General features: G+C 51.8%; 23 protein-coding genes. 12 read left to right on the forward strand and 11 right to left on the reverse strand.

The features are described from left to right. Nucleotides 1–35 precede the first annotated feature (35 nt). From ACMWLG_RS16540 to ACMWLG_RS16555, 4 genes are all read right to left on the reverse strand, one after another. On the reverse strand, nt 36–602 hold the full coding sequence (locus ACMWLG_RS16540; protein WP_045404858.1) for a tyrosine-type recombinase/integrase: 567 nt from the start codon (nt 600–602) through the stop codon (nt 36–38). Nucleotides 603–1,759: 1,157 nt separating this feature from the next. Next, nucleotides 1,760–2,245: a hypothetical protein gene (locus ACMWLG_RS16545; protein ID WP_047634933.1), complete on the reverse strand. Its 486-nt coding sequence runs from the start codon at nt 2,243–2,245 to the stop codon at nt 1,760–1,762. Next, nucleotides 2,226–3,002, reverse strand: coding sequence for an HNH endonuclease (locus ACMWLG_RS16550; protein ID WP_045620489.1), 777 nt, complete (start codon nt 3,000–3,002; stop codon nt 2,226–2,228). Before ACMWLG_RS16550 ends, ACMWLG_RS16545 begins: the two co-directional genes overlap by 20 nt. 257 nt (nt 3,003–3,259) lie before the next feature. After that, nucleotides 3,260–4,918 carry a tyrosine-type recombinase/integrase gene (locus tag ACMWLG_RS16555; protein ID WP_045620488.1) on the reverse strand — a complete coding sequence of 553 codons (1,659 nt, stop codon included), beginning with the start codon at nt 4,916–4,918 and terminating at the stop codon, nt 3,260–3,262. A gap of 123 nt (nt 4,919–5,041) precedes the next feature. On the opposite strand from ACMWLG_RS16555, the gene rluB reads away from it, so the two are divergent. After that, a complete protein-coding gene (rluB, locus tag ACMWLG_RS16560; protein ID WP_023312076.1) occupies nt 5,042–5,917 on the forward strand; it encodes a 23S rRNA pseudouridine(2605) synthase RluB in 876 nt (291 codons plus the stop codon). 35 nt (nt 5,918–5,952) lie between these two features. Here the strand turns inward: rluB and cobO are convergent, their stop codons facing one another. Together cobO and ACMWLG_RS16570 are read right to left on the reverse strand one after the other, a co-directional pair. Further along, entirely contained in the window at nt 5,953–6,543 is a 591-nt protein-coding gene (gene cobO / locus ACMWLG_RS16565; protein ID WP_045400186.1) for a cob(I)yrinic acid a,c-diamide adenosyltransferase, read from the reverse strand. Beyond that, nucleotides 6,540–7,301 (reverse strand): YciK family oxidoreductase, encoded by a 762-nt coding sequence (locus ACMWLG_RS16570; RefSeq protein ID WP_023312074.1) that lies wholly within the window; start codon nt 7,299–7,301, stop codon nt 6,540–6,542. Before ACMWLG_RS16570 ends, cobO begins: the two co-directional genes overlap by 4 nt. Nucleotides 7,302–7,552: 251 nt before the next feature. Between ACMWLG_RS16570 and sohB the strand changes: the two genes are divergently transcribed. Next, nucleotides 7,553–8,599 carry a protease SohB gene (sohB, locus tag ACMWLG_RS16575; protein ID WP_045400183.1) on the forward strand — a complete coding sequence of 349 codons (1,047 nt, stop codon included), beginning with the start codon at nt 7,553–7,555 and terminating at the stop codon, nt 8,597–8,599. 34 nt (nt 8,600–8,633) lie between these two features. Here sohB and ACMWLG_RS16580 read toward each other — a convergent pair whose 3' ends face one another. Beyond that, on the reverse strand, nt 8,634–8,885 hold the full coding sequence (locus tag ACMWLG_RS16580; protein WP_045400179.1) for a YciN family protein: 252 nt from the start codon (nt 8,883–8,885) through the stop codon (nt 8,634–8,636). Between the two features lie 399 nt (nt 8,886–9,284). On the opposite strand from ACMWLG_RS16580, the gene topA reads away from it, so the two are divergent. The 5 genes from topA (at nt 9,285) to acnA (ending at nt 16,770) form a co-directional block, all read left to right on the forward strand. Continuing rightward, nucleotides 9,285–11,882, forward strand: coding sequence for a type I DNA topoisomerase (gene topA, locus ACMWLG_RS16585; RefSeq protein WP_045620487.1), 2,598 nt, complete (start codon nt 9,285–9,287; stop codon nt 11,880–11,882). Between the two features lie 187 nt (nt 11,883–12,069). Continuing rightward, nucleotides 12,070–13,044, forward strand: a complete 975-nt coding sequence (gene cysB / locus ACMWLG_RS16590; RefSeq protein ID WP_008502814.1) for an HTH-type transcriptional regulator CysB — start codon at nt 12,070–12,072, stop codon at nt 13,042–13,044. A 338-nt stretch (nt 13,045–13,382) separates the two neighbouring features. Then, nucleotides 13,383–13,523 carry a YmiA family putative membrane protein gene (locus tag ACMWLG_RS16595; RefSeq protein ID WP_213327741.1) on the forward strand — a complete coding sequence of 47 codons (141 nt, stop codon included), beginning with the start codon at nt 13,383–13,385 and terminating at the stop codon, nt 13,521–13,523. Nucleotides 13,524–13,834: 311 nt separating this feature from the next. Beyond that, entirely contained in the window at nt 13,835–13,933 is a 99-nt protein-coding gene (gene ymiC / locus ACMWLG_RS16600) for a small membrane protein YmiC (protein WP_032623144.1), read from the forward strand. A gap of 161 nt (nt 13,934–14,094) precedes the next feature. Next, complete coding sequence (acnA, locus tag ACMWLG_RS16605) at nt 14,095–16,770, forward strand: aconitate hydratase AcnA (protein ID WP_023312069.1); 2,676 nt, start codon at nt 14,095–14,097, stop codon at nt 16,768–16,770. 37 nt (nt 16,771–16,807) lie between these two features. Here acnA and ribA read toward each other — a convergent pair whose 3' ends face one another. Then, nucleotides 16,808–17,398 carry a GTP cyclohydrolase II gene (gene ribA, locus ACMWLG_RS16610; protein WP_008501210.1) on the reverse strand — a complete coding sequence of 197 codons (591 nt, stop codon included), beginning with the start codon at nt 17,396–17,398 and terminating at the stop codon, nt 16,808–16,810. Between the two features lie 197 nt (nt 17,399–17,595). On the opposite strand from ribA, the gene pgpB reads away from it, so the two are divergent. The 5 genes from pgpB (at nt 17,596) to yciH (ending at nt 21,246) form a co-directional block, all read left to right on the forward strand. After that, nucleotides 17,596–18,363 (forward strand): phosphatidylglycerophosphatase B, encoded by a 768-nt coding sequence (pgpB, locus tag ACMWLG_RS16615; RefSeq protein WP_045400200.1) that lies wholly within the window; start codon nt 17,596–17,598, stop codon nt 18,361–18,363. 148 nt (nt 18,364–18,511) lie between these two features. Continuing rightward, nucleotides 18,512–18,820, forward strand: coding sequence for a LapA family protein (locus ACMWLG_RS16620; RefSeq protein WP_023312067.1), 309 nt, complete (start codon nt 18,512–18,514; stop codon nt 18,818–18,820). Nucleotides 18,821–18,826: 6 nt separating this feature from the next. Next, entirely contained in the window at nt 18,827–19,996 is a 1,170-nt protein-coding gene (gene lapB, locus ACMWLG_RS16625; RefSeq protein ID WP_023312066.1) for a lipopolysaccharide assembly protein LapB, read from the forward strand. Between the two features lie 186 nt (nt 19,997–20,182). Continuing rightward, on the forward strand, nt 20,183–20,920 hold the full coding sequence (gene pyrF, locus ACMWLG_RS16630; RefSeq protein WP_045355906.1) for an orotidine-5'-phosphate decarboxylase: 738 nt from the start codon (nt 20,183–20,185) through the stop codon (nt 20,918–20,920). Further along, nucleotides 20,920–21,246 carry a stress response translation initiation inhibitor YciH gene (gene yciH / locus ACMWLG_RS16635; RefSeq protein WP_045400174.1) on the forward strand — a complete coding sequence of 109 codons (327 nt, stop codon included), beginning with the start codon at nt 20,920–20,922 and terminating at the stop codon, nt 21,244–21,246. The genes pyrF and yciH overlap by 1 nt, the downstream gene beginning before the upstream one ends. A 105-nt stretch (nt 21,247–21,351) precedes the next feature. Here the strand turns inward: yciH and osmB are convergent, their stop codons facing one another. The 3 genes from osmB to ACMWLG_RS16650 form a co-directional block, all read right to left on the reverse strand. After that, nucleotides 21,352–21,570, reverse strand: coding sequence for an osmotically-inducible lipoprotein OsmB (osmB, locus tag ACMWLG_RS16640; protein ID WP_008501216.1), 219 nt, complete (start codon nt 21,568–21,570; stop codon nt 21,352–21,354). A 264-nt stretch (nt 21,571–21,834) separates the two neighbouring features. Then, nucleotides 21,835–22,587, reverse strand: a complete 753-nt coding sequence (locus ACMWLG_RS16645) for a DNA-binding transcriptional regulator YciT (RefSeq protein WP_023312063.1) — start codon at nt 22,585–22,587, stop codon at nt 21,835–21,837. Nucleotides 22,588–22,630: 43 nt separating this feature from the next. Then, the gene (locus ACMWLG_RS16650) at nt 22,631–22,813 is read right to left on the reverse strand and encodes a hypothetical protein (protein WP_029740522.1); all 183 of its coding nucleotides are present in this window, start codon (nt 22,811–22,813) and stop codon (nt 22,631–22,633) included. Between the last annotated feature and the right edge of the window lie 72 nt (nt 22,814–22,885).

The raw sequence follows: 22,885 nt of genomic DNA on the forward strand, positions 1-22,885 counted from the left end.
CTTTTCTCTTTCATAATTCCTAATATCCTGGCTTTTCATAACAGATCCGCTATTGAATATTTATCACTAAAATCATCTACTTTGCGTTGCGTGGCCCCAATGTAATGGAGCGTACTTGATAACGATTTGTGCCCTAATGCCTTACTGATTACGGCTATATCCTCCCCATTGTCATAACCAATTGTTGGTTTACTCTTCCTCATGCTGTGGGTCGAAAGATTCAGCCCCAGCTTTTCCCCGGCGTAGCTAATTTCCTCATGCAATTTGGAGCGGCTCACAGGTTTTCCCTTGCTCCTGTGGCTGTCCAACTGTAAGAGGTACACATGATCAGGGTTCGCCTCTCTCCGGGCCGCTATGATGCGTTTAGCGGTATCGGTAAGCCTCACCCGGACAGATTCACCGGTTTTCTGTTGGGACAGGACAAGGTGATCGCCTTTGATGTCGTCATAACGGATAGAGCGCAGATCCGACACCCTCAGCATTAATTCATAACCTAATAACCAGGCGTCACGGTACAGCGTCAGCCCCTTGCCCTGTTTGAGTAGCTCAACCGCTACCGCTTTCACTTCCTGAACTGATTTACAACCCTCTACGAAATTCATTTTGTACCCTCCAGATCCTAACTGTGATCGATTCTTGATCAAAAACAGGCACTTGTAAACGACAAAAATTATTAATTTTAAGTTGTGTCTTTTTAGTGAATTAAATCGGGTTTAATCGCGTTTAATGGCAGAGTAATGACCCTGCAGGGGAGAGAAACGGCCCTTATGGGCTGTTTATGTGGGTAAAAGATGGTTGCTTAATGTACTATTACCACAAAGCGGGTAAGGTGATTTGACTCCCTTGGTGCATTTAAGTTATTGTATTTGTTGGTAATTAATTATTGTTTCGTAATAGTGTTGCCTGGCAAAATTTCAATTTACCCTCAAGAAAAAATCCCCAGCTTTTTTATTTTGATATGAGAATCAATCTCACCTGTAAACGATAGTTATTCTCAATTCCAATCGGGGCGAAGGCTTTCGCCCCTCAAAGGGTCTCTGTAGGCCCGCTCTCTGTATGCGCCTGTGGCGCTACCACTCTTAACCCTGTGGGTTTGTATTGCTTGCCACAAGATAACGCGCCACAGGCGCACAGGGGAGGCGGACGCCTCCGGGGTGGCCCGGCTGGGCCACTGGTCCACAGGATAAAAGGACAGAATCACATTGTGTATTTACTAACTTATTGAATCCAAAGGGATGGCCTGAAGAGTTGAATCGGTATGGGTCTGTAATATCAAGAAGTGTAAAGAGTGGATGGCTGGGTGAATGGTCAGTGTTGACAAGTGCAGATATTTGTGAAGCATGATCGAGGCCCCCTGGGGGGGCGGTTCGTGGTGCCTGGCAGCACTCTAAAGGCGCTGGATATTTTCCCACATAAGATAAGGCGCTGGGGGAGGCGGACTTGTACCACCCCCAGGAAATGGGGATCTGTTAAGTTATTGATTTTTATCGATATTCGATCAATCATCCGTTGTCGGTATCACCCCCACCCAGACGGATGACACATAAATGAATAACGATAAGTCTACCCACCCGAAACGCTTCCCATATGGTGGGCGCATGGTCACCGCTTACCCTACATACATCATAATTGATGGTATCCGGATAAGCCGTACCCGTCTGTCATTTGCCTTTCAGTTGGAGTTAGCGAAAGCTTTTCGTGTGTATACATCAGGAAAAGAATAAAAAAACCCGCCATAAGGCGGGTTAGTGAGTTGGGGTTAATCTTCTTCGTCTAATTTAGTTCTGACCCACTTGCGCTGGATTTTTAGATCCGCAGGATTTTTCTTCCTGTGCGGAAGAAACATAAGGTCATGATCAATCATTGCTTCAATCACTGCTTTTTCGTATTCTTGTTGATCAATTATAATGCCTTGGAACGTCACTATGACAAGAGGATCATTCTCGCCAGTACTTAACAATCTGGCGTGATAAAGGCCCGTGTATTCGGGTGAAGAGCCCGGAACTGAGTTGGAATCTTTAGCTAAGGGATAAGATGCTTTACTGCCATGTATGGTTTCATCATAGACTTCGATGAAACCGTCTTCTTCCCAACGCTCTTGGAGATTTAACAAGTCATCATCGTAAGAATCTTGGACCTCTTCGTCAAATCCAAATTTTTCGCTATTTGTTGCGTATTTATTTGAAATTTCAACTCGTTTTATGTGAAAGCGTTTTGCACGTTTCTTAGAGGGTTGTGTCGCCAACTCTTTTCCCTTCTTGCAAAAAATCTCGACAACGAAGGGCTTTCAACTGAGCTTTACGTTCTTCACGCGAACCACATAAATGAAAGCTTCCTGCTTTACGAGACTCATTCAGGATTGCAACAATTTCTTTTTGGGTTGGAGTGTGTTTCATAGAGAACCTCCATATGATTTCTACCTCATTATACACCAAAGAAACTTCATTGATACACATCAAATGTATCAATTGTGGTTTATTAAAGCCATCACGCTCTTTGACTAGCCACAGGGTGAGGGATTCCAGATCCCGGCCCGCCTTGTGGGTCCGCTTGCCTTTACGCATGAATGAGGCGACGTAATAGCCGGGGACACGTTCCACAATTCCACGAGGGAGAGTGGACTTACTACGGGTGCCACTGGCAGAGGCCACTCGGGCCGCTTTACGGCGTTCTGTGGCTTTCTCTACGGTGATCAGTGTGGCATTGCTCAGGCGACTGTCTGCCGGGTCCTGAAGCGCTATAGTGTAACCGTCTGGGATATCACCATTGTGGAGAATCCAAGCGATTACAGAGGCGGGGACGTCCCCACAGTTGGGAACACGCACCAGAGATTTACCTCTGGCAATGAAGCCCACAGCTTTACGACCGTGTTTTCTGCCACGGCCCTGTTTAACGTCACGCACGATAGCAAACGGGACGCTCTCGTCGTATTCATAACCCCATGCGATCAGGTTGTCACGGGTTAAAGGGGTATCAGGTTTAAAGGTTGCTTTCATTGCCATGCGGGGATCTCCTCAACAGTTAAGTAAGGAGTTAGGGCGGTGGGTGGCTCTGTGGCCTGTTTGATATTCTCTAACTCATCCTGTATATATTAACAGTATTCTTTGCAATTTGCTATACATACATTTCATTACAATGCAATAAAAATTAATCAGGTTGCTTTGTGTACAAAAAAGGCCGAATAAATCGGCCTATGTATATGATTTTATTTCTTAAATACAATCACATGTGTGTTTGTCGTTTCCCAAAGAATTGGGAGCTATTGGTTTGCCGAATCAACCACGGTAAGCAGATCCTTTAGTGGTGGTGTATGGGTATACCTGGCTGTGATGCCAAGGGATTGGGTCCTGCTGTGACCGACGACAAATTGAACCAGTGAGGAATTCCCAACTGATGCAATAGCATTGCTTATAAATGTGTGTCTTAGTGAATGAACCCGCCGCTTGAGTTCAAACTCGTTATAATCTGGGATGTCTAATCCATTCATCATATCTACCCAATCCGTGGTTACGGTGGTGTAGTTGGGAAGGTTGCCAAATACATGCTCGGAATCCTTGAGGTTTTTTATACAAGACAAAAGCCCTGCCTCTATAGCTTTATGGATTGGAACCTGTCGCCGAGCGTGTTCGGTTTTACCACCTTCAATAAAGATGTACCAGCGCCCGGTCTCTTCATCTTTCCTTATATGGTTTCTACAGATCGCCCCTATCTCTCCACGGCGAGCGCCTGTATAAATCAGGGTGAGGAAATACCATTTTCGATAATTACTGTCCGGTAGCGCGAAGAGATATTCTTTGATTCTACCCAGTTCGCTGGATGTATAGCTTCCACCACGGTTAGGCTTCACCTCGTAGGTGATCCCATCGGTTGGGGACTTGGTAAGAATATCTTTCTGATCGACTAGATACGTTTTGAACAAAGAGCGCCAGAGCTTTAAATGTTTGTGGACATGCTCGCTGGCGATCAGGTCATCCTCGGGGACATCGTAATCTATGCACTCGGCAAGACTCATTTTGGAGTAAGGTAGTTTAGTTCGAGTAGGCAGGTTTTCCGCGACCTTTAGAGCTTCCCTTATATGTTGTTTAGATATTTTATCGACGGGAATGTCCCCAACAACGTGAGAGAGCACATCAAAGAATCGCTGATTTTCGTTAGCTGTCTGCTTACGCCACTTTTGACCTTTATCCTTTATATAGTCCTTCCACGCTTCTAACAAACTTGGGCGGTCTGCTGGTTCAGCCTCTGCAATTGTCGCTGTATTTTGCTCCACTGGTGCGGGGATAACCGCCGGGGCTGCATTTTGTAAAGCTGACCCCATCGAATCAATAATCTGCTGGTATCGTGTCAAATCCCCAGAATAGAATGCTTCATAAGCCTGTGACATAAGAGCCTGATTCATATCTATCTGGCTGGCGATATGATGAACCTGATCAAGGTCGGATTCATTGACATCTAACTTTTTCATTTTCAGCGCTGCGACCATCATTTGGGCTGTCATATTTTCGCCACTGTACATCTTGCCCAAATAGTGGTTAGCGTAGCCTCGCGCTTCGTTTGCTGTAGCTGACGGCGATAAAGGCTCACCAGTGATTTCTTTATGATACCGTCCTAACTCTGGCAATCGTTTAGCCTCTTCGAGACCACCTCTAAGCCAGTTCAGTAGGTACTCGTCGAAATCCTTTTTTGTGGCGTCTCGGAAACCTTGCAGATGCAATTTGAACTCGTCTAGGCTCATAGAACCGTTTTGAACTAGGGGGATATATGGGCGGATCTGATTCATAATCAGATCAGCCTGTTTAAAGCTATCCGTCCCCAATGTTAGTCGTACAAAACGATCAGAAGCATTGATTTTGAAATTAGTGTACCATTGCCGCCCACGTAAATAGGCGTGTCTGATTTGGTACGGTTGTTGTGACATATTTTGGGACACCCTTATAAGCAAAATTTACATACACAACAATGAGTTATGAGATTATCTATCTAACTCTTTGTTTTGCAAGTATATCAAGACGCCTGTGAAGGCGACACCTGAGGAAGCTCAATGAGCGAGAAGTTACAGAAAGTGCTGGCGCGCGCCGGCCACGGCTCACGCCGTGAAATCGAAGCCATTATTGAAGCGGGTCGCGTGAGTGTGGACGGTAAAATCGCCACGCTGGGTGACCGCGTTGAAATCGTACCGGGGCTGAAGATCCGCATCGACGGTCACCTCATCTCCGTGAAAGAGTCCGCTGAACAGATCTGCCGCGTGCTGGCTTACTACAAGCCGGAAGGCGAGCTGTGCACCCGCAACGACCCGGAAGGTCGTCCGACGGTGTTTGACCGTCTGCCTAAACTGCGTGGCGCTCGCTGGATTGCCGTCGGTCGTCTGGACGTGAACACCTGCGGTCTGCTGCTGTTCACCACCGATGGTGAACTGGCAAACCGTCTGATGCACCCAAGCCGTGAAGTGGAACGTGAATACGCGGTGCGCGTATTTGGCCAGGTTGACGAAAATAAACTGCGCGATCTGTCGCGTGGCGTTCAGCTTGAAGACGGTCCTGCGGCGTTCAAAACCATCAAATTTACCGGTGGGGAAGGCATTAACCAGTGGTACAACGTGACCCTGACCGAAGGCCGTAACCGCGAGGTGCGTCGTCTCTGGGAAGCGGTAGGCGTCCAGGTGAGCCGTCTGATCCGCGTCCGTTACGGCGACATTCTGCTGCCGAAAGGTCTGCCGCGCGGGGGTTATACCGAACTGGATCTGACCCAAACCAACTACCTGCGCGAGCTGGTTGGCCTGACGCCAGAAACCACCTCAAAAGTGGCGGTGGAAAAAGATCGTCGTCGCATGAAGGCGAATCAGATCCGTCGCGCGGTGAAGCGCCACAGCCAGGTGAGCAGCAGTCGCCGCTCCGGCAGCCGTAACAACAACGGTTAATATTAAAGCCCGGTGAACGCACCGGGCTTTTTTCTTTAGTAATCAATTCCAATTTGCGCTTTGACGCCTGCATCAAACGCGTGTTTGACCGGACGCAGTTCGCTGACGGTATCGGCCATCTCCAGAATATCCCGATGACACCCGCGCCCCGTGACGATAACCGTCTGGTGTACAGGACGATTCTTTAGAGCATCCAGCACGGCTTCCAGCGGCAGGTAGTCGTAGGCGACCATATAGGTGATCTCATCCAGCAGCACCATATTCAGCGAGGGATCGGCCAGCATTCTCTTTGCATGCTCCCAGACGGCGAGACAGGCTGCGGTGTCCGTTTCCCGATTCTGAGTATCCCACGTAAAACCGGTCGCCATCACCTGAAACTCAACGCCGTGAGGCTCAAGCAAATTCCGCTCACCGTTGGGCCATTCGCCTTTGATAAACTGGATCACGCCCACTTTTTGACCGTGTCCAACGGCGCGTGTTGCCGTGCCGAATGCGGCGGTGGTTTTCCCTTTTCCGTTGCCGGTAAAAACGATGACGATCCCACGTTCGTCCTGGGCTGCGGCAACGCGTGCATCGACCTGTTCTTTCAGACGCTGCTGGCGCTGCTGATGACGTTCTTCACTCATTGCGAAATTCCTGGTTTACGTCCCGGCTGGGCGTCAAAGGTCATCCCGGTTTTGCGGCGGCTGTCGTCGCCCATCAGCCAGAGATAGAGCGGCATAATGTCTGCCGGGGTTTTCAGCTTCTGCGGATCTTCGCTCGGGAACGCGCTGGCGCGCATTTTGGTGCGCGTACCGCCCGGGTTAATGCAGTTTACGCGCAGATGGCGGCTCTGATACTCCTCCGCCAGCACCTGCATCATGCCTTCGGTCGCGAATTTTGATACGGCATAGGCTCCCCAGTTTGCGCGTCCTTCACGGCCAACGCTGGATGAGGTAAAGACCAGGGACCCGGACTCGGATTTGAGTAATAAAGGAAGCAATGCCTGTGTCAGGAAAAACGTGCCGTTGACGTTGACCTGCATCACCTGCTGCCAGATATCAGGATCCTGTTCATCCATCGGACGAACCTCGCCTAACAAACCGGCGTTATGCAGCACGCCGTCGAGTCTCGGATAGTGAACGCTGATGCGCTGGGCTAATTCCTGGCACACCGCGGGCGTGCAGGTCAGTAAATCGAGTGTATACCACGGGGCAGGCGTGCCGCATTTAGCCTCAACCTCCTGAGCGACGTTTTGCAGTTTTTCTTCGCTGCGGCCGATCAGAATGACGTTCGCGCCATATTCGGCGTATGTCAGGGCCGCCTCGCGGCCAATCCCGTCGCTGGCACCGGTGACAAGAATAATCCGGTTGTGCAGCAGATTTTTTTGCGGTTGATAATGCACGGTGACTCCTCTGGCGACCGGTGACGCAATGGTGCCTTTATAATGACTTTTCGGCTTTATGCCCGAATTCGCCTGATAATTCAATCAGTCTACAGGACGCATTACTGTAAAATTAACATTTTGCAAATATTTAATCTCCGGTCCGGGGATTCCTGAAGGCGCCTCGCAGAGGTAATGTCGCGAGCGAGACGCATGGGCAGGGCTGTTGTACACTGCCGTGAAAGATTCGTGGTTAAATCAAGGTGGAACGCGTGGAATTACTTTCTCAATATGGGTTGTTTTTGGCCAAAATCGCGACGGTGGTGATTGCCATTGCGGTGGTAGCCGTTCTGATTGTCAACCTGACGCAGCGCAAGCGTCAGCGTGGGGAGTTACGCATCACCCGCCTGAGCGAGCAGTATAAAGAGATGCAGGAAGAGATGTCTCTGGCGCTGCTTGATAGTCATCAACAGAAACTCTGGCTGAAAGCGCAGAAGAAAAAGCATAAACAGGAAGCCAAAGCGGCAAAGGCAAAAGCAAAGCTCAATGCGCCGCAGGATAAGGCCACGCCGCTCGTCTATGTGCTCGATTTTAAAGGCAGTATGGATGCGCATGAAGTGTCTTCTCTGCGGGAAGAAGTGACTGCCGTTCTGGCCGTGGCGACACCGCAGGATCAGGTTGTCGTGCGTCTTGAAAGCCCGGGCGGGGTGGTTCACGGTTACGGACTGGCCGCCTCACAGCTGCAGCGCCTGCGTGAAAAACAGATCCCGCTGACCGTGGCCGTGGATAAAGTTGCAGCGAGCGGTGGCTACATGATGGCCTGCGTGGCGGACAAAATTGTTGCCGCGCCGTTCTCCATTATTGGCTCGATCGGCGTGGTCGCGCAGATTCCGAACTTTAACCGCTTCCTGAAAAATAAAGAGATCGATATCGAACTTCACACGGCGGGTCAGTACAAACGTACCCTGACGCTGCTGGGGGAAAACACGGAAGAAGGACGTCAAAAATTCCGCGAAGATCTCAATGAAACGCATCATCTCTTTAAAGATTTTGTACACCGTATGCGCCCAACGCTCGATATTGAACACGTCGCGACGGGCGAGCACTGGTACGGCGTCCAGGCGCAGGAGAAAGGGCTGGTGGATGAAGTTGGAACCAGCGACGATCTGCTGCTCAATCTGATGGAAGGTCGGGAACTGGTGGGCGTGCGCTTTACCCAGCGTAAGCGACTCCTTGACCGCTTTACCAACAGTGCCGCAGAAAGCGCGGACCGCCTGCTGCTGCGCTGGCTACAGCGCGGACAAAAACCGCTGCTGTAAACAAAAACGCGAGGCATATGCCTCGCGCTTTGCGTTAATCGAGCAGGTGATATTTCTCTGAAAGCGTATGCGCCAGGTATTTGAACATGTTAAACACGGCAGTGCTTTTCGGGGTCGGTAAACCCTGTTCGTCAAGGAAGTATTCGCCGCTGAAAATCAGCACGCCATTACGCTGCTCTACGCCGGTGGCTTCAATGCCCGCCAGCGTATCTTCATGGTCACGGATAAGCTTGTTTGCTTCGATAAGCAGAGAGGCTCGGTCAATAGGTTGGGTCGTATTCTGCATAATCCACTCCTTAAACAGTGACAATAGTCTACGCCGAGGGCGCTTTGGGGGCAAATTTTCCCTGTAATGTGAGGGGATAAGGTGCAGGGTCCTGGCTGGCGGGATCTGCTTTTGCATGCTAATAAAGTTGCGTAACGAATTTTATCAGGTAGAGTGTGCGCTTTCGTCATTCTGGCAACAGAATTGCTTGACATTCAACCGGGAATTCGTCACGAATTACACGAGATGTGAGAAAAATACCCGAAAACTCAATCACCTGGGCGTCTTCTCATTAACGTCCGGTAAGACAAAGGGGTTGATATCTCCTGACGCAGTCGCAATATCATTGGCTCGTCGTCAGCGGAAGGGAAATCAACGTGCGGCGTATTCCTGGAAGAATTAAATTAGGTAAAGGTGAATATGGGTAAAGCTCTCGTCATCGTTGAGTCCCCGGCAAAAGCCAAAACGATCAATAAGTATCTGGGTAATGACTACGTGGTTAAGTCCAGCGTGGGTCATATCCGCGATTTGCCGACCAGTGGCTCAGCCAGCAAAAAGAGCGCAGACTCTACCTCCACCAAAGGGGCTAAAAAGCCTAAAAAGGATGAACGTAGCGCGCTTGTCAACCGCATGGGTGTTAACCCATGGCATAACTGGGATGCACAATATGAAGTGCTGCCCGGTAAAGAAAAAGTCGTTAACGAACTGAAGCAGCTTGCTGAAAAAGCAGACCACATCTATCTCGCAACCGACCTTGACCGCGAAGGGGAAGCCATTGCGTGGCACCTGCGGGAAGTGATCGGTGGTGATGACAAACGCTACAGCCGTGTAGTGTTTAACGAAATTACGAAGAATGCGATTCGTCAGGCGTTTGAGAAGCCGGGCGAGCTGAATATTGACCGCGTAAACGCACAGCAGGCACGTCGCTTTATGGACCGCGTTGTGGGTTACATGGTCTCTCCACTGCTGTGGAAGAAGATTGCCCGTGGCCTGTCCGCAGGGCGTGTGCAGTCCGTCGCCGTGCGTCTGGTCGTTGAGCGTGAGCGCGAAATTAAAGCCTTCGTGCCGGAAGAGTTCTGGGAAGTCGATGCCAATGTGACCACGCCGGGCGGTGACGCTCTGCCGCTGCAGGTGAGCCATCACAACGACAAGCCTTTCCGTCCGGAAAACCGCGACCAGACCATGGCCGCCGTAGCGCTGTTGGAAAAAGCACGCTATCAGGTGCTGGAACGTGAAGACAAACCGACCAGCAGCAAGCCGGGTGCGCCGTTTATTACCTCTACGCTGCAGCAGGCTGCAAGCACGCGTCTGGGTTATGGCGTGAAGAAGACCATGATGATGGCGCAGCGCCTGTATGAAGCGGGCTACATCACCTACATGCGTACCGACTCAACCAACCTGAGCCAGGATGCGGTCAACATGGTCCGCGGCTACATCAGCGACAATTTCGGTAAGAAATACCTGCCGGAAAGCGCTAACCAGTTCGCCAGCAAAGAGAACTCTCAGGAAGCTCACGAAGCGATTCGTCCTTCTGACGTCTCGGTGTTAGCGGAATCGCTGAAAGACATGGAAGCTGACGCGCAGAAGCTGTATCAGCTGATCTGGCGCCAGTTCGTGGCGTGCCAGATGACCCCGGCGCAGTACGACTCCACCACGCTGACCGTCGGCGCGGGTGATTTCCGCCTGAAGGCGCGCGGTCGTATTCTGCGCTTCGACGGCTGGACGAAGGTGATGCCTGCGCTGCGTAAAGGCGATGAAGACAGAACGCTGCCTGCGGTTAATAAAGGTGACGAGTTGTCGCTTGTCGATCTGGTTCCGGCACAGCACTTCACCAAGCCACCTGCGCGCTTCAGTGAAGCGTCCCTGGTGAAAGAGCTGGAAAAACGCGGTATTGGTCGTCCATCGACCTACGCGTCCATCATCTCGACCATTCAGGACCGCGGCTACGTGCGCGTTGAAAACCGCCGTTTCTATGCGGAAAAAATGGGTGAGATCGTCACTGACCGTCTGGAAGCAAACTTCCGCGAGTTGATGAACTACGATTTCACCGCGCAAATGGAAGACAGCCTCGACCAGGTTGCCAGCCATCAGGCGGAATGGAAAAAGGTACTCGACAGCTTCTTCAGCGACTTTACCGACCAGCTTGAAAAAGCGGAGAAAGACCCTGAAGAGGGCGGCATGCTGCCTAACCAGATGGTTCTGACCAGCATCGACTGTCCAACCTGCGGCCGCAAGATGGGGATCCGCACTGCAACCACAGGCGTGTTCCTTGGCTGTTCCGGCTATGCGCTTTCACCAAAAGAGCGCTGCAAAACCACTATCAACCTGGTGCCTGAGAACGAAGTTCTCAACGTGCTGGAGGGTGACGATGCGGAAACTAACGCTCTGCGTGCCAAACGCCGCTGCAAGAAATGCGGCACGGCAATGGACAGCTACCTGATCGATCCAAAACGTAAGCTGCACGTTTGCGGTAATAACCCAACGTGTGACGGGTATGAGATCGAAGAGGGCGAGTTCCGCATTAAAGGCTATGACGGCCCGATTGTGGAATGCGAGAAGTGTGGTTCTGAAATGCACCTGAAAATGGGGCGTTTCGGTAAGTACATGGCCTGTACCAACGACGAGTGTAAAAACACGCGCAAAATTCTGCGTAACGGCGAAGTGGCTCCTCCTAAGGAAGATCCGGTTCCGCTGCCAGAACTGCCGTGCGAGAAATCAGACGCGTACTTCGTGCTGCGTGATGGTGCTGCAGGTGTCTTCCTGGCCGCCAACACCTTCCCGAAATCGCGTGAAACGCGCGCGCCGCTGGTGGAAGAGCTGCATCGCTTCCGCGATCGTCTGCCTGAGAAACTGCGTTATCTGGCCGATGCGCCACAGCAGGATCCGGAAGGCAACAAAACCGTGGTACGGTTTAGCCGTAAAACTAAGCAGCAGTATGTTGCGGCAGAGAAAGAGGGTAAAGCGACCGGATGGTCAGCCTTCTTTGTCGATGGCAAATGGGTTGAAGGCAAGAAATAATCTTCCCTTACCGTAACTTACCTGTAAAAGGGCCGGATTTCCGGCCCTTTTTTATTACCTTGTTATTATTTTTTGTTCCGTACTATACAGTCAGGCTATAAATGATATAGTGGTTATAGTTAACCTGTTTCTTATTATTAAATCGTCTTAAGCGATTGACCGCATGCGCTAAATCGGATGGTCTGGCATGAAATTACAGCAGCTTCGTTATATCGTTGAGGTGGTGAATCATAACCTTAACGTCTCTTCTACCGCCGAGGGGTTGTATACCTCGCAACCGGGCATCAGCAAACAAGTTCGTATGCTGGAGGACGAGTTAGGTATCCAGATATTTGCCCGCAGCGGTAAGCATCTCACCCAGGTGACGCCTGCGGGGCAGGAAATCATCCGCATTGCGCGGGAAGTCCTCTCTAAAGTCGATGCAATTAAGTCTGTGGCGGGTGAACACACCTGGCCGGATAAAGGTTCGCTGTATATTGCCACGACGCACACCCAGGCGCGCTATGCGCTACCCGGTGTGATCAAAGGCTTTATCGAGCGTTATCCTCGCGTCTCTTTGCATATGCACCAGGGCTCGCCAACGCAAATTGCTGAAGCCGTATCCAAGGGGAATGCAGACTTTGCCATCGCCACCGAAGCGCTTCATCTGTATGACGATCTGGTGATGCTTCCATGCTATCACTGGAACCGTTCTATCGTGGTGACCCCCGATCACCCCCTGGCGGGTAAAGGGTCGGTCACTATCGAAGAGCTGGCTCAATATCCGTTGGTGACGTATACGTTTGGCTTTACCGGACGGTCCGAGCTTGATACGGCCTTTAACCGGGCAGGGTTAACGCCGCGCATTGTCTTTACCGCGACGGATGCCGACGTGATTAAAACCTATGTGCGGCTTGGTCTGGGGGTGGGCGTTATTGCCAGCATGGCGGTGGATCCGGTGTCAGACCCTGACCTGGTGCGTCTTGATGCGCATGATGTTTTCAGTCATAGCACTACAAAGATTGGCTTCCGTCGTAGCACCTTCCTCCGCAGCTATATGTATGATTTTATTCAGCGCTTTGCCCCTCATTTAACGCGTGACGTGGTTGATACCGCCGTTGCATTACGCTCAAATGAAGATATTGAAGAGATGTTTAAAGACATCAAACTCCCCGAAAAATAATCACACCCGGTATCTTTCCCTTAGGGAAAGATACCGAAATAACGCCTCAAAGCTAAATTAGAATTATCATCATCTACGCATCCCCTGTCATATAATGTCATTATCCATTTAATTTGTAAGGTTATAATGTCGTGAATTGGCGACAAAAGTAGAAACTAATTTACGCCTTCGCAAATTTTTCTTTTCAATTATTTATTTCTGGTCAAAAGATTGAATATTTCATACCTTCCGGTGCGTAAATTCACTGGCTTTTCGGCTAAAGTTTCTTTAGGATTTATCTCAACAGATGATTAATTGTACCAATTGTTTGGTCCTAAATGATAAGCGATGTCGATTGTATGAGGTTAGCAATGCCTTCAGGAAGCGAAGAACCGCAAAGGGATCCTGCGCTCAAGCGTAAAGCCTGGCTGGCGGTCTTTCTCGTCTCTACCCTGTTTTGGGTGGTGGTTGCTCTCCTGGCCTGGAAATATTGGGGTTAAATATGGCAGTGACGGTACGTACAGAAACGGTAAAACAGATGTGTCAGCATCGTGACAACGGCCACAGAGGGCGTAAAGCACCTGCGACTGTTGTACCCGCGTCCTGGAAACTAACGCCGCAGCAGCAAGCGTTTATTGATGTGTTCGCAGAAGACGAACCCAAAAAACAATAATTTAGTTAATTGCGTAATGATGCAAATAGTCTGAATATCGACTCTGCACTTTCGTACTCTTTAATAAATACACATCAGCAATATAGCACTGAGGACTTACCTCGGAACTTTTAATAAATAATGCCTGGTGTCCCTATGATGAATAACATGACGTCTCACAAATACTGGTCATGGATCGGCGTTTTTACCGTGTCGATTCTGTTCTGGAGTCAGCTCATCTGGTTGGCCCTCCACTAAATTGTAAAACCTCGCTCCGGCGGGGTTTTTTGTTTTCCCTTTCTGGACCAATCCTAAATTTATCAATTTGGGTTGTTATCAAAACGTTACGACATCTTTGTGTTATCTTTAATTACGGCCCTGATGATTGTCGGGGCATCTCTGTGATTAAGGAGGAGCTTATGTCGTTAACCCTACGCGAAGCCAGTAAGGATACGTTACAGGCAGAAAATAAAACCTGGCATTACTACAGCCTGCCGCTGGCTGCCAGAACGCTTGGGGACATTTCGCGTTTACCCAAGTCATTGAAAGTTTTACTGGAAAACCTATTGCGCTGGCAGGACGGTGACTCTGTCACCCTCGATGATATCAAGGCGCTGGCAGGGTGGCTGGAAAATGCCCATGCCGACAGAGAAATCGCCTACCGCCCGGCCAGGGTGCTGATGCAGGACTTTACCGGTGTCCCGGCCGTCGTTGATTTAGCCGCGATGCGCGAGGCCGTTAAGCGTCTCGGCGGAGATACGGCAAAAGTGAATCCGCTTTCCCCCGTTGACCTCGTCATTGACCACTCCGTAACCGTTGACCGCTTTGGTGATGACGACGCCTTTGGCGAGAACGTGCGTCTGGAGATGGAACGCAACCACGAGCGCTACGTGTTTCTTAAGTGGGGGCAGCAGGCGTTCAGCCGGTTTAGCGTGGTCCCGCCGGGTACCGGTATTTGTCACCAGGTGAACCTTGAATATCTGGGTAAAGCCGTCTGGAGTGAATTGCAGGATAAAGAGTGGGTCGCCTATCCGGACACGCTGGTGGGCACGGACTCCCATACCACCATGATCAACGGTCTGGGCGTGCTGGGCTGGGGCGTCGGGGGTATCGAAGCGGAAGCGGCCATGCTCGGCCAGCCGGTGTCCATGCTTATCCCTGACGTGGTGGGCTTCAAGCTCACCGGCAAGCTGTCTGAAGGCATTACCGCCACCGATCTGGTGCTCACCGTCACCCAGATGCTGCGTAAGCATGGTGTGGTGGGCAAGTTTGTAGAATTCTACGGTGATGGTCTGGATTCGCTGCCGCTTGCCGACCGTGCCACCATTGCCAATATGGCGCCTGAATACGGTGCAACCTGCGGCTTTTTCCCCATCGATGACGTCACGCTGGAATACATGCGCCTTAGCGGGCGCAGCGAAGAGCAGGTCGCGCTGGTGGAGGCCTATACCAAAGCGCAGGGCATGTGGCGAAACCCGGGCGATGAACCGGTCTTCACCAGCACGCTTGAACTCGATATGGGAAGCGTCGAGGCGAGCCTCGCCGGGCCGAAACGTCCACAGGATCGGGTTGCGCTGAGTGACGTGCCAAAAGCCTTTGCCGCCAGCAATGCCCTGGAAGTGAACGTGGCGCAGAAAGACCACCGTCCAGTCGACTATGTCCTGAACGGACATCAGTATCAGCTCCCGGACGGCGCGGTTGTTATTGCGGCCATTACCTCCTGCACCAACACCTCGAACCCCAGCGTCTTAATGGCGGCAGGTCTGCTGGCTAAAAAGGCGGTAGAGCTTGGGCTAAAACCTCAGCCATGGGTCAAGGCCTCGCTGGCACCGGGTTCCAAAGTGGTATCGGATTATCTGGCGCAGGCCAAACTGACGCCGTACCTTGACGAACTGGGCTTTAACCTCGTGGGCTACGGCTGTACGACCTGCATTGGTAACTCCGGCCCACTGCCTGAACCGATTGAAACGGCGATTAAGCAGGGCGACCTGACGGTAGGCGCGGTCCTGTCCGGTAACCGAAACTTTGAAGGGCGTATTCACCCGCTGGTGAAAACCAACTGGCTTGCCTCGCCGCCGCTGGTCGTGGCGTATGCCCTTGCAGGCAACATGAATATCAACCTGGCGACCGATCCGATTGGGCACGATCGCAAGAATGACCCTGTCTACCTGAAAGATATCTGGCCATCTTCGCGTGAAATCGCGCTGGCCGTTGAAAAGGTCTCAACCGAGATGTTCCGCAAAGAGTATGCGGAGGTCTTTGAAGGCACGCCGGAGTGGAAAACCATCAACGTCGTGGGCTCAGATACCTACGACTGGCAGGATGACTCGACCTATATTCGTCTGTCGCCGTTCTTTGATGAGATGCTGGCCGAGCCGGCACCGCTTAAGGATATCCACGGCGCGCGCATACTGGCGATGCTGGGGGATTCCGTCACGACCGACCATATCTCTCCGGCGGGGAGTATCAAAGCCGATAGCCCGGCAGGCCGTTATCTGCAGAGCCGGGGCGTCGAACGCCGCGATTTTAACTCCTACGGCTCGCGTCGCGGCAACCATGAGGTCATGATGCGCGGGACCTTTGCCAACATCCGCATTCGTAACGAAATGGTCCCGGGCGTAGAAGGGGGCATGACGCGCCATCTGCCGGGAACGGAAGTAGTTTCGATTTATGATGCGGCGGTCAAATATCAACAGGAAGGTACGCCGCTGGCGGTGATCGCCGGGAAAGAGTACGGTTCCGGCTCCAGCCGCGACTGGGCGGCGAAAGGTCCGCGTCTGCTTGGCGTTCGCGTGGTCATCGCCGAATCGTTCGAACGTATTCACCGCTCGAATCTGATTGGTATGGGGATCCTGCCGCTCGAGTTTCCGCAGGGTGTGACGCGTAAAACGCTGGGACTGACCGGGGAAGAGCAGATTGAGATTAGCGGTCTGCAAAACCTGCAGCCGGGGAAAACGGTGCCGGTGAAGTTAACGCGGGCAGACGGGAAAATCGAGGTGCTGGATTGCCGGTGCCGTATTGATACGGCAACCGAGCTGACCTATTACCAGAACGACGGCATTTTACATTATGTGATTCGTAAGATGCTGGATTGATGAAACGAGCCCGGCACCCGTGCCGGGCTTTTTAGCATTACTCTTTCAGCAGGTGACCCATTTTGGCGGCTTTGGTATCCAGGTAGTGGGCGTTCTTCGGGTTACGGCCGACAATCAGCGGTACGCGCTCGACGATGTTGATCCCCGCTTCGGTCAGGATCTCCACTTTTTTCGGGTTATTGGTCAGCAGGCGAACTTCGTCCACGCCCAGCAGCTTGAACATATCGGCGCATAAGGTGAAGTCGCGTTCGTCAGCGGCAAAGCCAAGCTGATGGTTTGCTTCAACCGTATCGTAGCCCTGGTCCTGAAGCGCGTAGGCGCGGATTTTATTCAGCAGACCAATATTACGACCTTCCTGACGGTGATAAAGCAGCACACCGCGGCCTTCTTCTGCAATATGAGACAGGGCGGCTTCCAGCTGGAAACCACAATCACAGCGCAGGCTGAACAGCGCGTCGCCGGTAAGACACTCTGAATGGACGCGGGACAGAACCGGCGTCTGCCCTGAAATGTCACCATAAACCAGCGCGACATGATCCTGTCCGGTTGCCAGTTCTTCAAAACCCACCATCAGGAAATCGCCCCATGGGGTTGGCAGTTTGGCTTCTGCCACACGTTTAAGCTGCATGTGATTCTCCAGAGTAGGCTGACACGTTTCGTGCCTTTGCCCTGTTTTGCTTTCTGTATCAGTTCATTTTGCCACAAGCTCAGCAGGTTCGCCTAATGGGCACCATGCTATATGAACGTTAAACGCACGATCCGACATATCCACCAGGATGATTAATTTCAGTTATGATTGTGACGCTTAGCGAAAAAGGAGAAGACATGCTTTCAATCGCCAGACGTACGGCAGCAGGTGCGGCCATTTTACTGATTATGCCTCTGGCCGTATGGCTTTCAGGCTGGATATGGCAGCCCGGGCATAATGCCACGTGGCTGAAAACGTTATACTGGATAACGGAAACGGTCACCCAGCCGTGGGGGATTATTACCCACGTACTCCTCTGCGCCTGGTTTCTGTGGTGCCTGCGCTTTCGTTTGCGCGCGGCGCTGATGCTCTTTGCGATCCTCGGGGGCGCTATCCTTGTCGGCCAGGGCGTAAAGTCCTGGGTTAAAGATCGCGTTCAGGAACCGCGTCCTTTTGTCGTCTGGCTGGAAAAAACGCATCATGTTCCGGTGGATGAGTTCTACAATTTAAAGCGAAAAGATCGTGGCGCGCTGGTGAAAGAACAGCTTTCGGAACAGCAGGATATCCCGAAATTCTTGCGTAAACACTGGCAGAAAGAGACCGGGTTCGCGTTTCCTTCCGGTCACACCATGTTTGCGGCCAGCTGGGCGTTGCTGGGGGTTGGGCTGCTTTGGCCAAGGCGCCGAACGATCACTATCGTGATTTTACTGGTCTGGGCGACGGGAGTCATGGGCAGCCGCCTGCTGCTGGGGATGCACTGGCCGCGCGACCTGGTCGTCGCCACGCTCATCTCATGGCTGCTGATCGTGCTGGCGACCTGGCTCACTGAACGATTCTGTGGCCCGCTAACGCCACCGCCAGAAGAGAAAGAAGAAATTGCCGAAAGGGACCAGACAGACGCCTGACGGTTGATATTCCGCATTTTGCCCATAGATCCATGACCTGCGCGTCACTTTTTCCGTTTCGCGCTCGTCGCTAAAATGGTAGTTTATAAGGCTGATTGCGGTGAATTGAACACACTTTATTCGCTTGAACCACATAACGGGAAGTAATGTGAAATATTTACTCATTTTCTTACTGGTATTGGCGATTTTTGTCATTTCAGTCACGTTGGGTGCACAAAACGATCAGCAGGTGACGTTTAACTATCTGCTGGCTCAGGGTGAGTATCGCGTCTCGAGCCTGCTGGCGGTATTATTTGCTGCCGGATTTGCCATTGGCTGGCTGGTTTGCGGTCTGTTCTGGCTTAAAGTCCGTGTCTCTCTTGCGCGCGCTGAACGTAAAATTAAGCGACTCGAAAATAACATTGCCCCTGCGTCTGACATCCCGGAAAGCTCTGGTGTGCCGGTCGTGAAGGAATAATCGACTATGCTGGAGTTGTTGTTTCTGCTTTTGCCTGTAGCCGCAGCCTATGGCTGGTATATGGGCCGCAGAAGTGCGCAACAAACAAAACAGGATGAGGCCAACCGGCTCTCCCGCGACTACGTTGCGGGGGTGAACTTCCTTCTGAGCAATCAGCAGGACAAAGCGGTAGACCTGTTCCTCGATATGCTGAAAGAGGATACGGGGACGGTTGAAGCGCATCTCACCCTGGGCAACCTGTTCCGCTCGCGCGGCGAGGTCGATCGTGCCATTCGTATTCACCAGACCCTGATGGAAAGCGCCTCGCTGACCTACGATCAACGTCTCCTTGCGGTGCAACAGCTGGGGCGGGATTACATGGCCGCAGGGTTGTACGATCGCGCAGAAGATATGTTCGCGCAGCTGGTGGACGAAACAGATTTCCGCATCGGCGCGCTGCAGCAGCTCCTGCAGATTTATCAGGCCACCAGCGACTGGCAGAAAGCCATTGATACCGCGGAACGTCTGGTGAAGCTGGGTAAAGATAAGCAGCGCGTTGAGATCGCCCATTTCTACTGTGAACTTGCTCTTCAGCAGATGGGCAACGACGACATGGATAAAGCCATGGCGCTGCTGAAGAAAGGCGCCGCCGCGGACCGCAACAGCGCGCGAATCTCCATCATGATGGGGCGCGTCTTTATGGCGAGTGGCGACTACGCCAAAGCCGTTGAAAGCCTGCTGCGGGTTATCGACCAGGACAAAGAGCTGGTCAGTGAAACGCTGGAAATGCTGCAAACCTGCTATCAACAGCTGGACAAGCAGGAAGAGTGGGTAGCTTTCCTGCGTCGCTGCGTGGAAGAAAATACCGGTGCCACCGCTGAACTGATGCTCTCAGACGTCGTTGAGCAGTATGAGGGAAGCGACACCGCGCAGGTTTATATTACGCGTCAGCTGCAGCGCCATCCGACCATGCGGGTGTTCCATAAGCTGATGGATTACCACCTGAACGACGCTGAAGAAGGGCGCGCCAAAGAGAGCCTGATGGTGCTGCGCGACATGGTTGGCGAACAGGTGCGCAGCAAGCCGCGCTATCGTTGCCAGAAGTGTGGTTTTACCGCGTATACGCTCTACTGGCACTGTCCTTCCTGCCGCGCCTGGTCCACCATCAAGCCAATCCGTGGTCTGGACGGGCAGTAATTTTTTTAAAACACTCCACTTTAGTTACAACATACTGATCGTTTTTCCCACATCCTGAACTCCGTGCGGTTTGTCGGCCTGGCAGGCGCGTAAATGGATCCTGTCAATTTGCGGCGTCGGCAGGTAGAATGCTGGCCGTTTATCTGTTCCGCGCCGCTGCGCGCCCATAGACGAAAAGGGCTGGTCATGACGTCTGTTACATCCTCCACTTCCCGCGTAATTACGGATTCTCCTGTTGTTGTTGCGCTTGATTACAATAAGCGTGACGCTGCACTGGCGTTTGTCGACGGCATCGACCCTCGCGACTGCCGTCTGAAAGTTGGCAAAGAGATGTTCACGCTGTTTGGACCGCAAATCGTTCGCGATCTGCAGCAGCGCGGCTTTGACGTTTTCCTCGACCTGAAATTCCATGATATCCCGAATACCACGGCGCACGCCGTTGCCGCAGCCGCAGAGCTGGGCGTATGGATGGTCAACGTCCATGCATCGGGTGGGGCAAGAATGATGACGGCCGCCCGTGAGGCGCTCCTGCCGTTCGGTAAAGATGCACCGCTGTTGATTGCGGTCACCGTTCTGACCAGTATGGACGAAAACGATCTACGCGACCTGGGCGTGACGTTGTCACCCGCCGAGCATGCCGAACGTCTCGCACGTCTGACGCAGCATTGCGGCCTGGATGGCGTCGTCTGCTCCGCGCAGGAAGCGGTACGTTTCAAATCAGCGCTGGGCCAGGATTTTAAACTGGTTACGCCGGGTATCCGTCCTGCAGGCAGCGAAGTGGGCGATCAGCGCCGTATTATGACGCCTGAGCAGGCGCTGGCTGCTGGCGTTGACTACATGGTCATCGGGCGTCCGGTAACGCAGTCTGCCAACCCGGCTGAGACGCTTAAGGCTATCAACGCATCGCTGAAAAAGGGGGCCTAATGACCGATTCCAACAGCCGTCTGGTCTATTCAACTGATAGTGGGCGTATAGACGAGCCGAAAGCGAAAGTGGAACGTCCAAAAGGGGACGGCATCGTTCGGATCCAGCGTCAAACCAGTGGACGAAAAGGGAAAGGGGTTTGCCTTATCTCCGGCATTGACCTGAATGATGCTGAACTGGCAAAGCTGGCGGCCGAGTTGAAAAAGAAATGTGGCTGCGGCGGCGCCGTGAAAGACGGCATTATTGAAATCCAGGGAGATAAGCGCGATTTAATAAAATCTCTGCTGGAAGCCAAAGGTATGAAAGTCAAACTGGCAGGCGGTTAAAATAAATGAGCCACGGCAAATGCCGTGGCTCGTGTTATATACGTGCGTATGTCAGACCTGAAATGCGTTCAAATATCGCAATACCGTGGAAGGCTTAGATAATAATTATTTGCCAACCTGGTGACCGATAATACCACCGACAGCAGCGCCACCTAATGTACCCAGCGTACTACCATCCGTTAATACTGCACCACCGAGAGCACCGGCACCGGCACCAATAGCGGTGTTACGGTCACGTTTAGACCAGTTAGAGCACGCGCTCAGGGACATTGCTACAGTGATTGCCAGAACAGCGGCGGCTAATTTTTTGCTGGTTAAGGTCATAATACTTTCTCCTGAATTATCGATTCACGGAAAGATGTACACGTTAAGTATAGACGAATCGAATACTTAATTCTGTTCTCCGTGAAAGCTGGTCGCGCAGGCGTTACGTAATCACGCAGGTGATAGTCACTTCCTGTTATATCGCTAACATTAATTTTACGACTTTAATGCAGGTTAAACAGGTAAAAACTCTTAAAGAAGTACCAGGAATCATCTCAGACAAAGAAGGGGCTTATGCGCCCGATATTCGGGCGCGGAGGGAACTCAGGCGGTCGTTTTAATAATATTGACGATCAGCCCGTCATCTTCCAGTTTATTACGGTGCGCATCGCTCAACCGTTCATCGGTAATCACGCGGCTAAAGCGTGACACGGGGCCCATCGTATAAGGGTGAACGGCACCAAATTTAGAACTGTCGGTCAGTACAATGGCTTCACACTCTTTTTCCAGCACGGCATTCACCACGTCGGAGCGCATCATATCCCGGCCGGTAAAACCTGTCTCCGGTTGCCAGCCGTCAATCCCGATAAAGGCCTTGCTGAAATGTACCTGCTGGACATACTGACGGGTCAGCGGGCCAACCATGCTTTCACTTTTTTTCTGGTAAATACCGCCCAGCAGAATCACCTCGCAGCGCGTCTCTTTGAGCAAATGCGCGATATAGCTGCTGACGGTGATGATGGTAACGTCTTTTTGATCGGCAAGCGTGCGCGCCAGCAGGGCATTACTGCTGCCGTTTTCAATAAAGACGGTCTCGCCGTTGTTCACCAGTGACGCGGCAAATTCCGCCAGTTCACGTTTGAGCGCGTAGTTATTCATCATGCGCGTCTCAACGTCATCACTGTCCAGCGGGACAGCATATCCGTGCGCGCGACGCAGGTAGCTCTGTTTTTCCAGCAGATTAAGATCCTGACGAATGGTGACTTCAGACACGCCAGTGGTTTTAGCGAGATCGACTACGCTTACGCGTCCCTGATCGATGACCATCTGCAAAATGAGTTGTTGTCGGGAATTCATAGCATCCATTTAATAAAGCGAAACGAGGTCGGAGACGGTGGGATTAAACTTCCCACGGCGCTTTTGGCTGTCCGTTTTCTGGCGCATTGTCGGCACCATTCTGAGCAAGAAGTTCAGACTTCAGGATCTCGAGATTACGGATAGCAGAGTGATAATCGCCCGCCACCAGGATATCCAGCACGGTATCAATTCGTTGTGCTACAGCTTGTGCGTCAATAGTCGACATAATCTCACCCCAGGCGCGAAAAGTTAATATTTTCAATGATGCAGAAAATAGGATCAAAAGAGAAGGGAAAAA

The organism is Enterobacter sp. 01-M-02-SI-ECC, assembly GCF_047530595.1.
Lineage (GTDB): Bacteria > Pseudomonadota > Gammaproteobacteria > Enterobacterales > Enterobacteriaceae > Enterobacter > Enterobacter cloacae_M.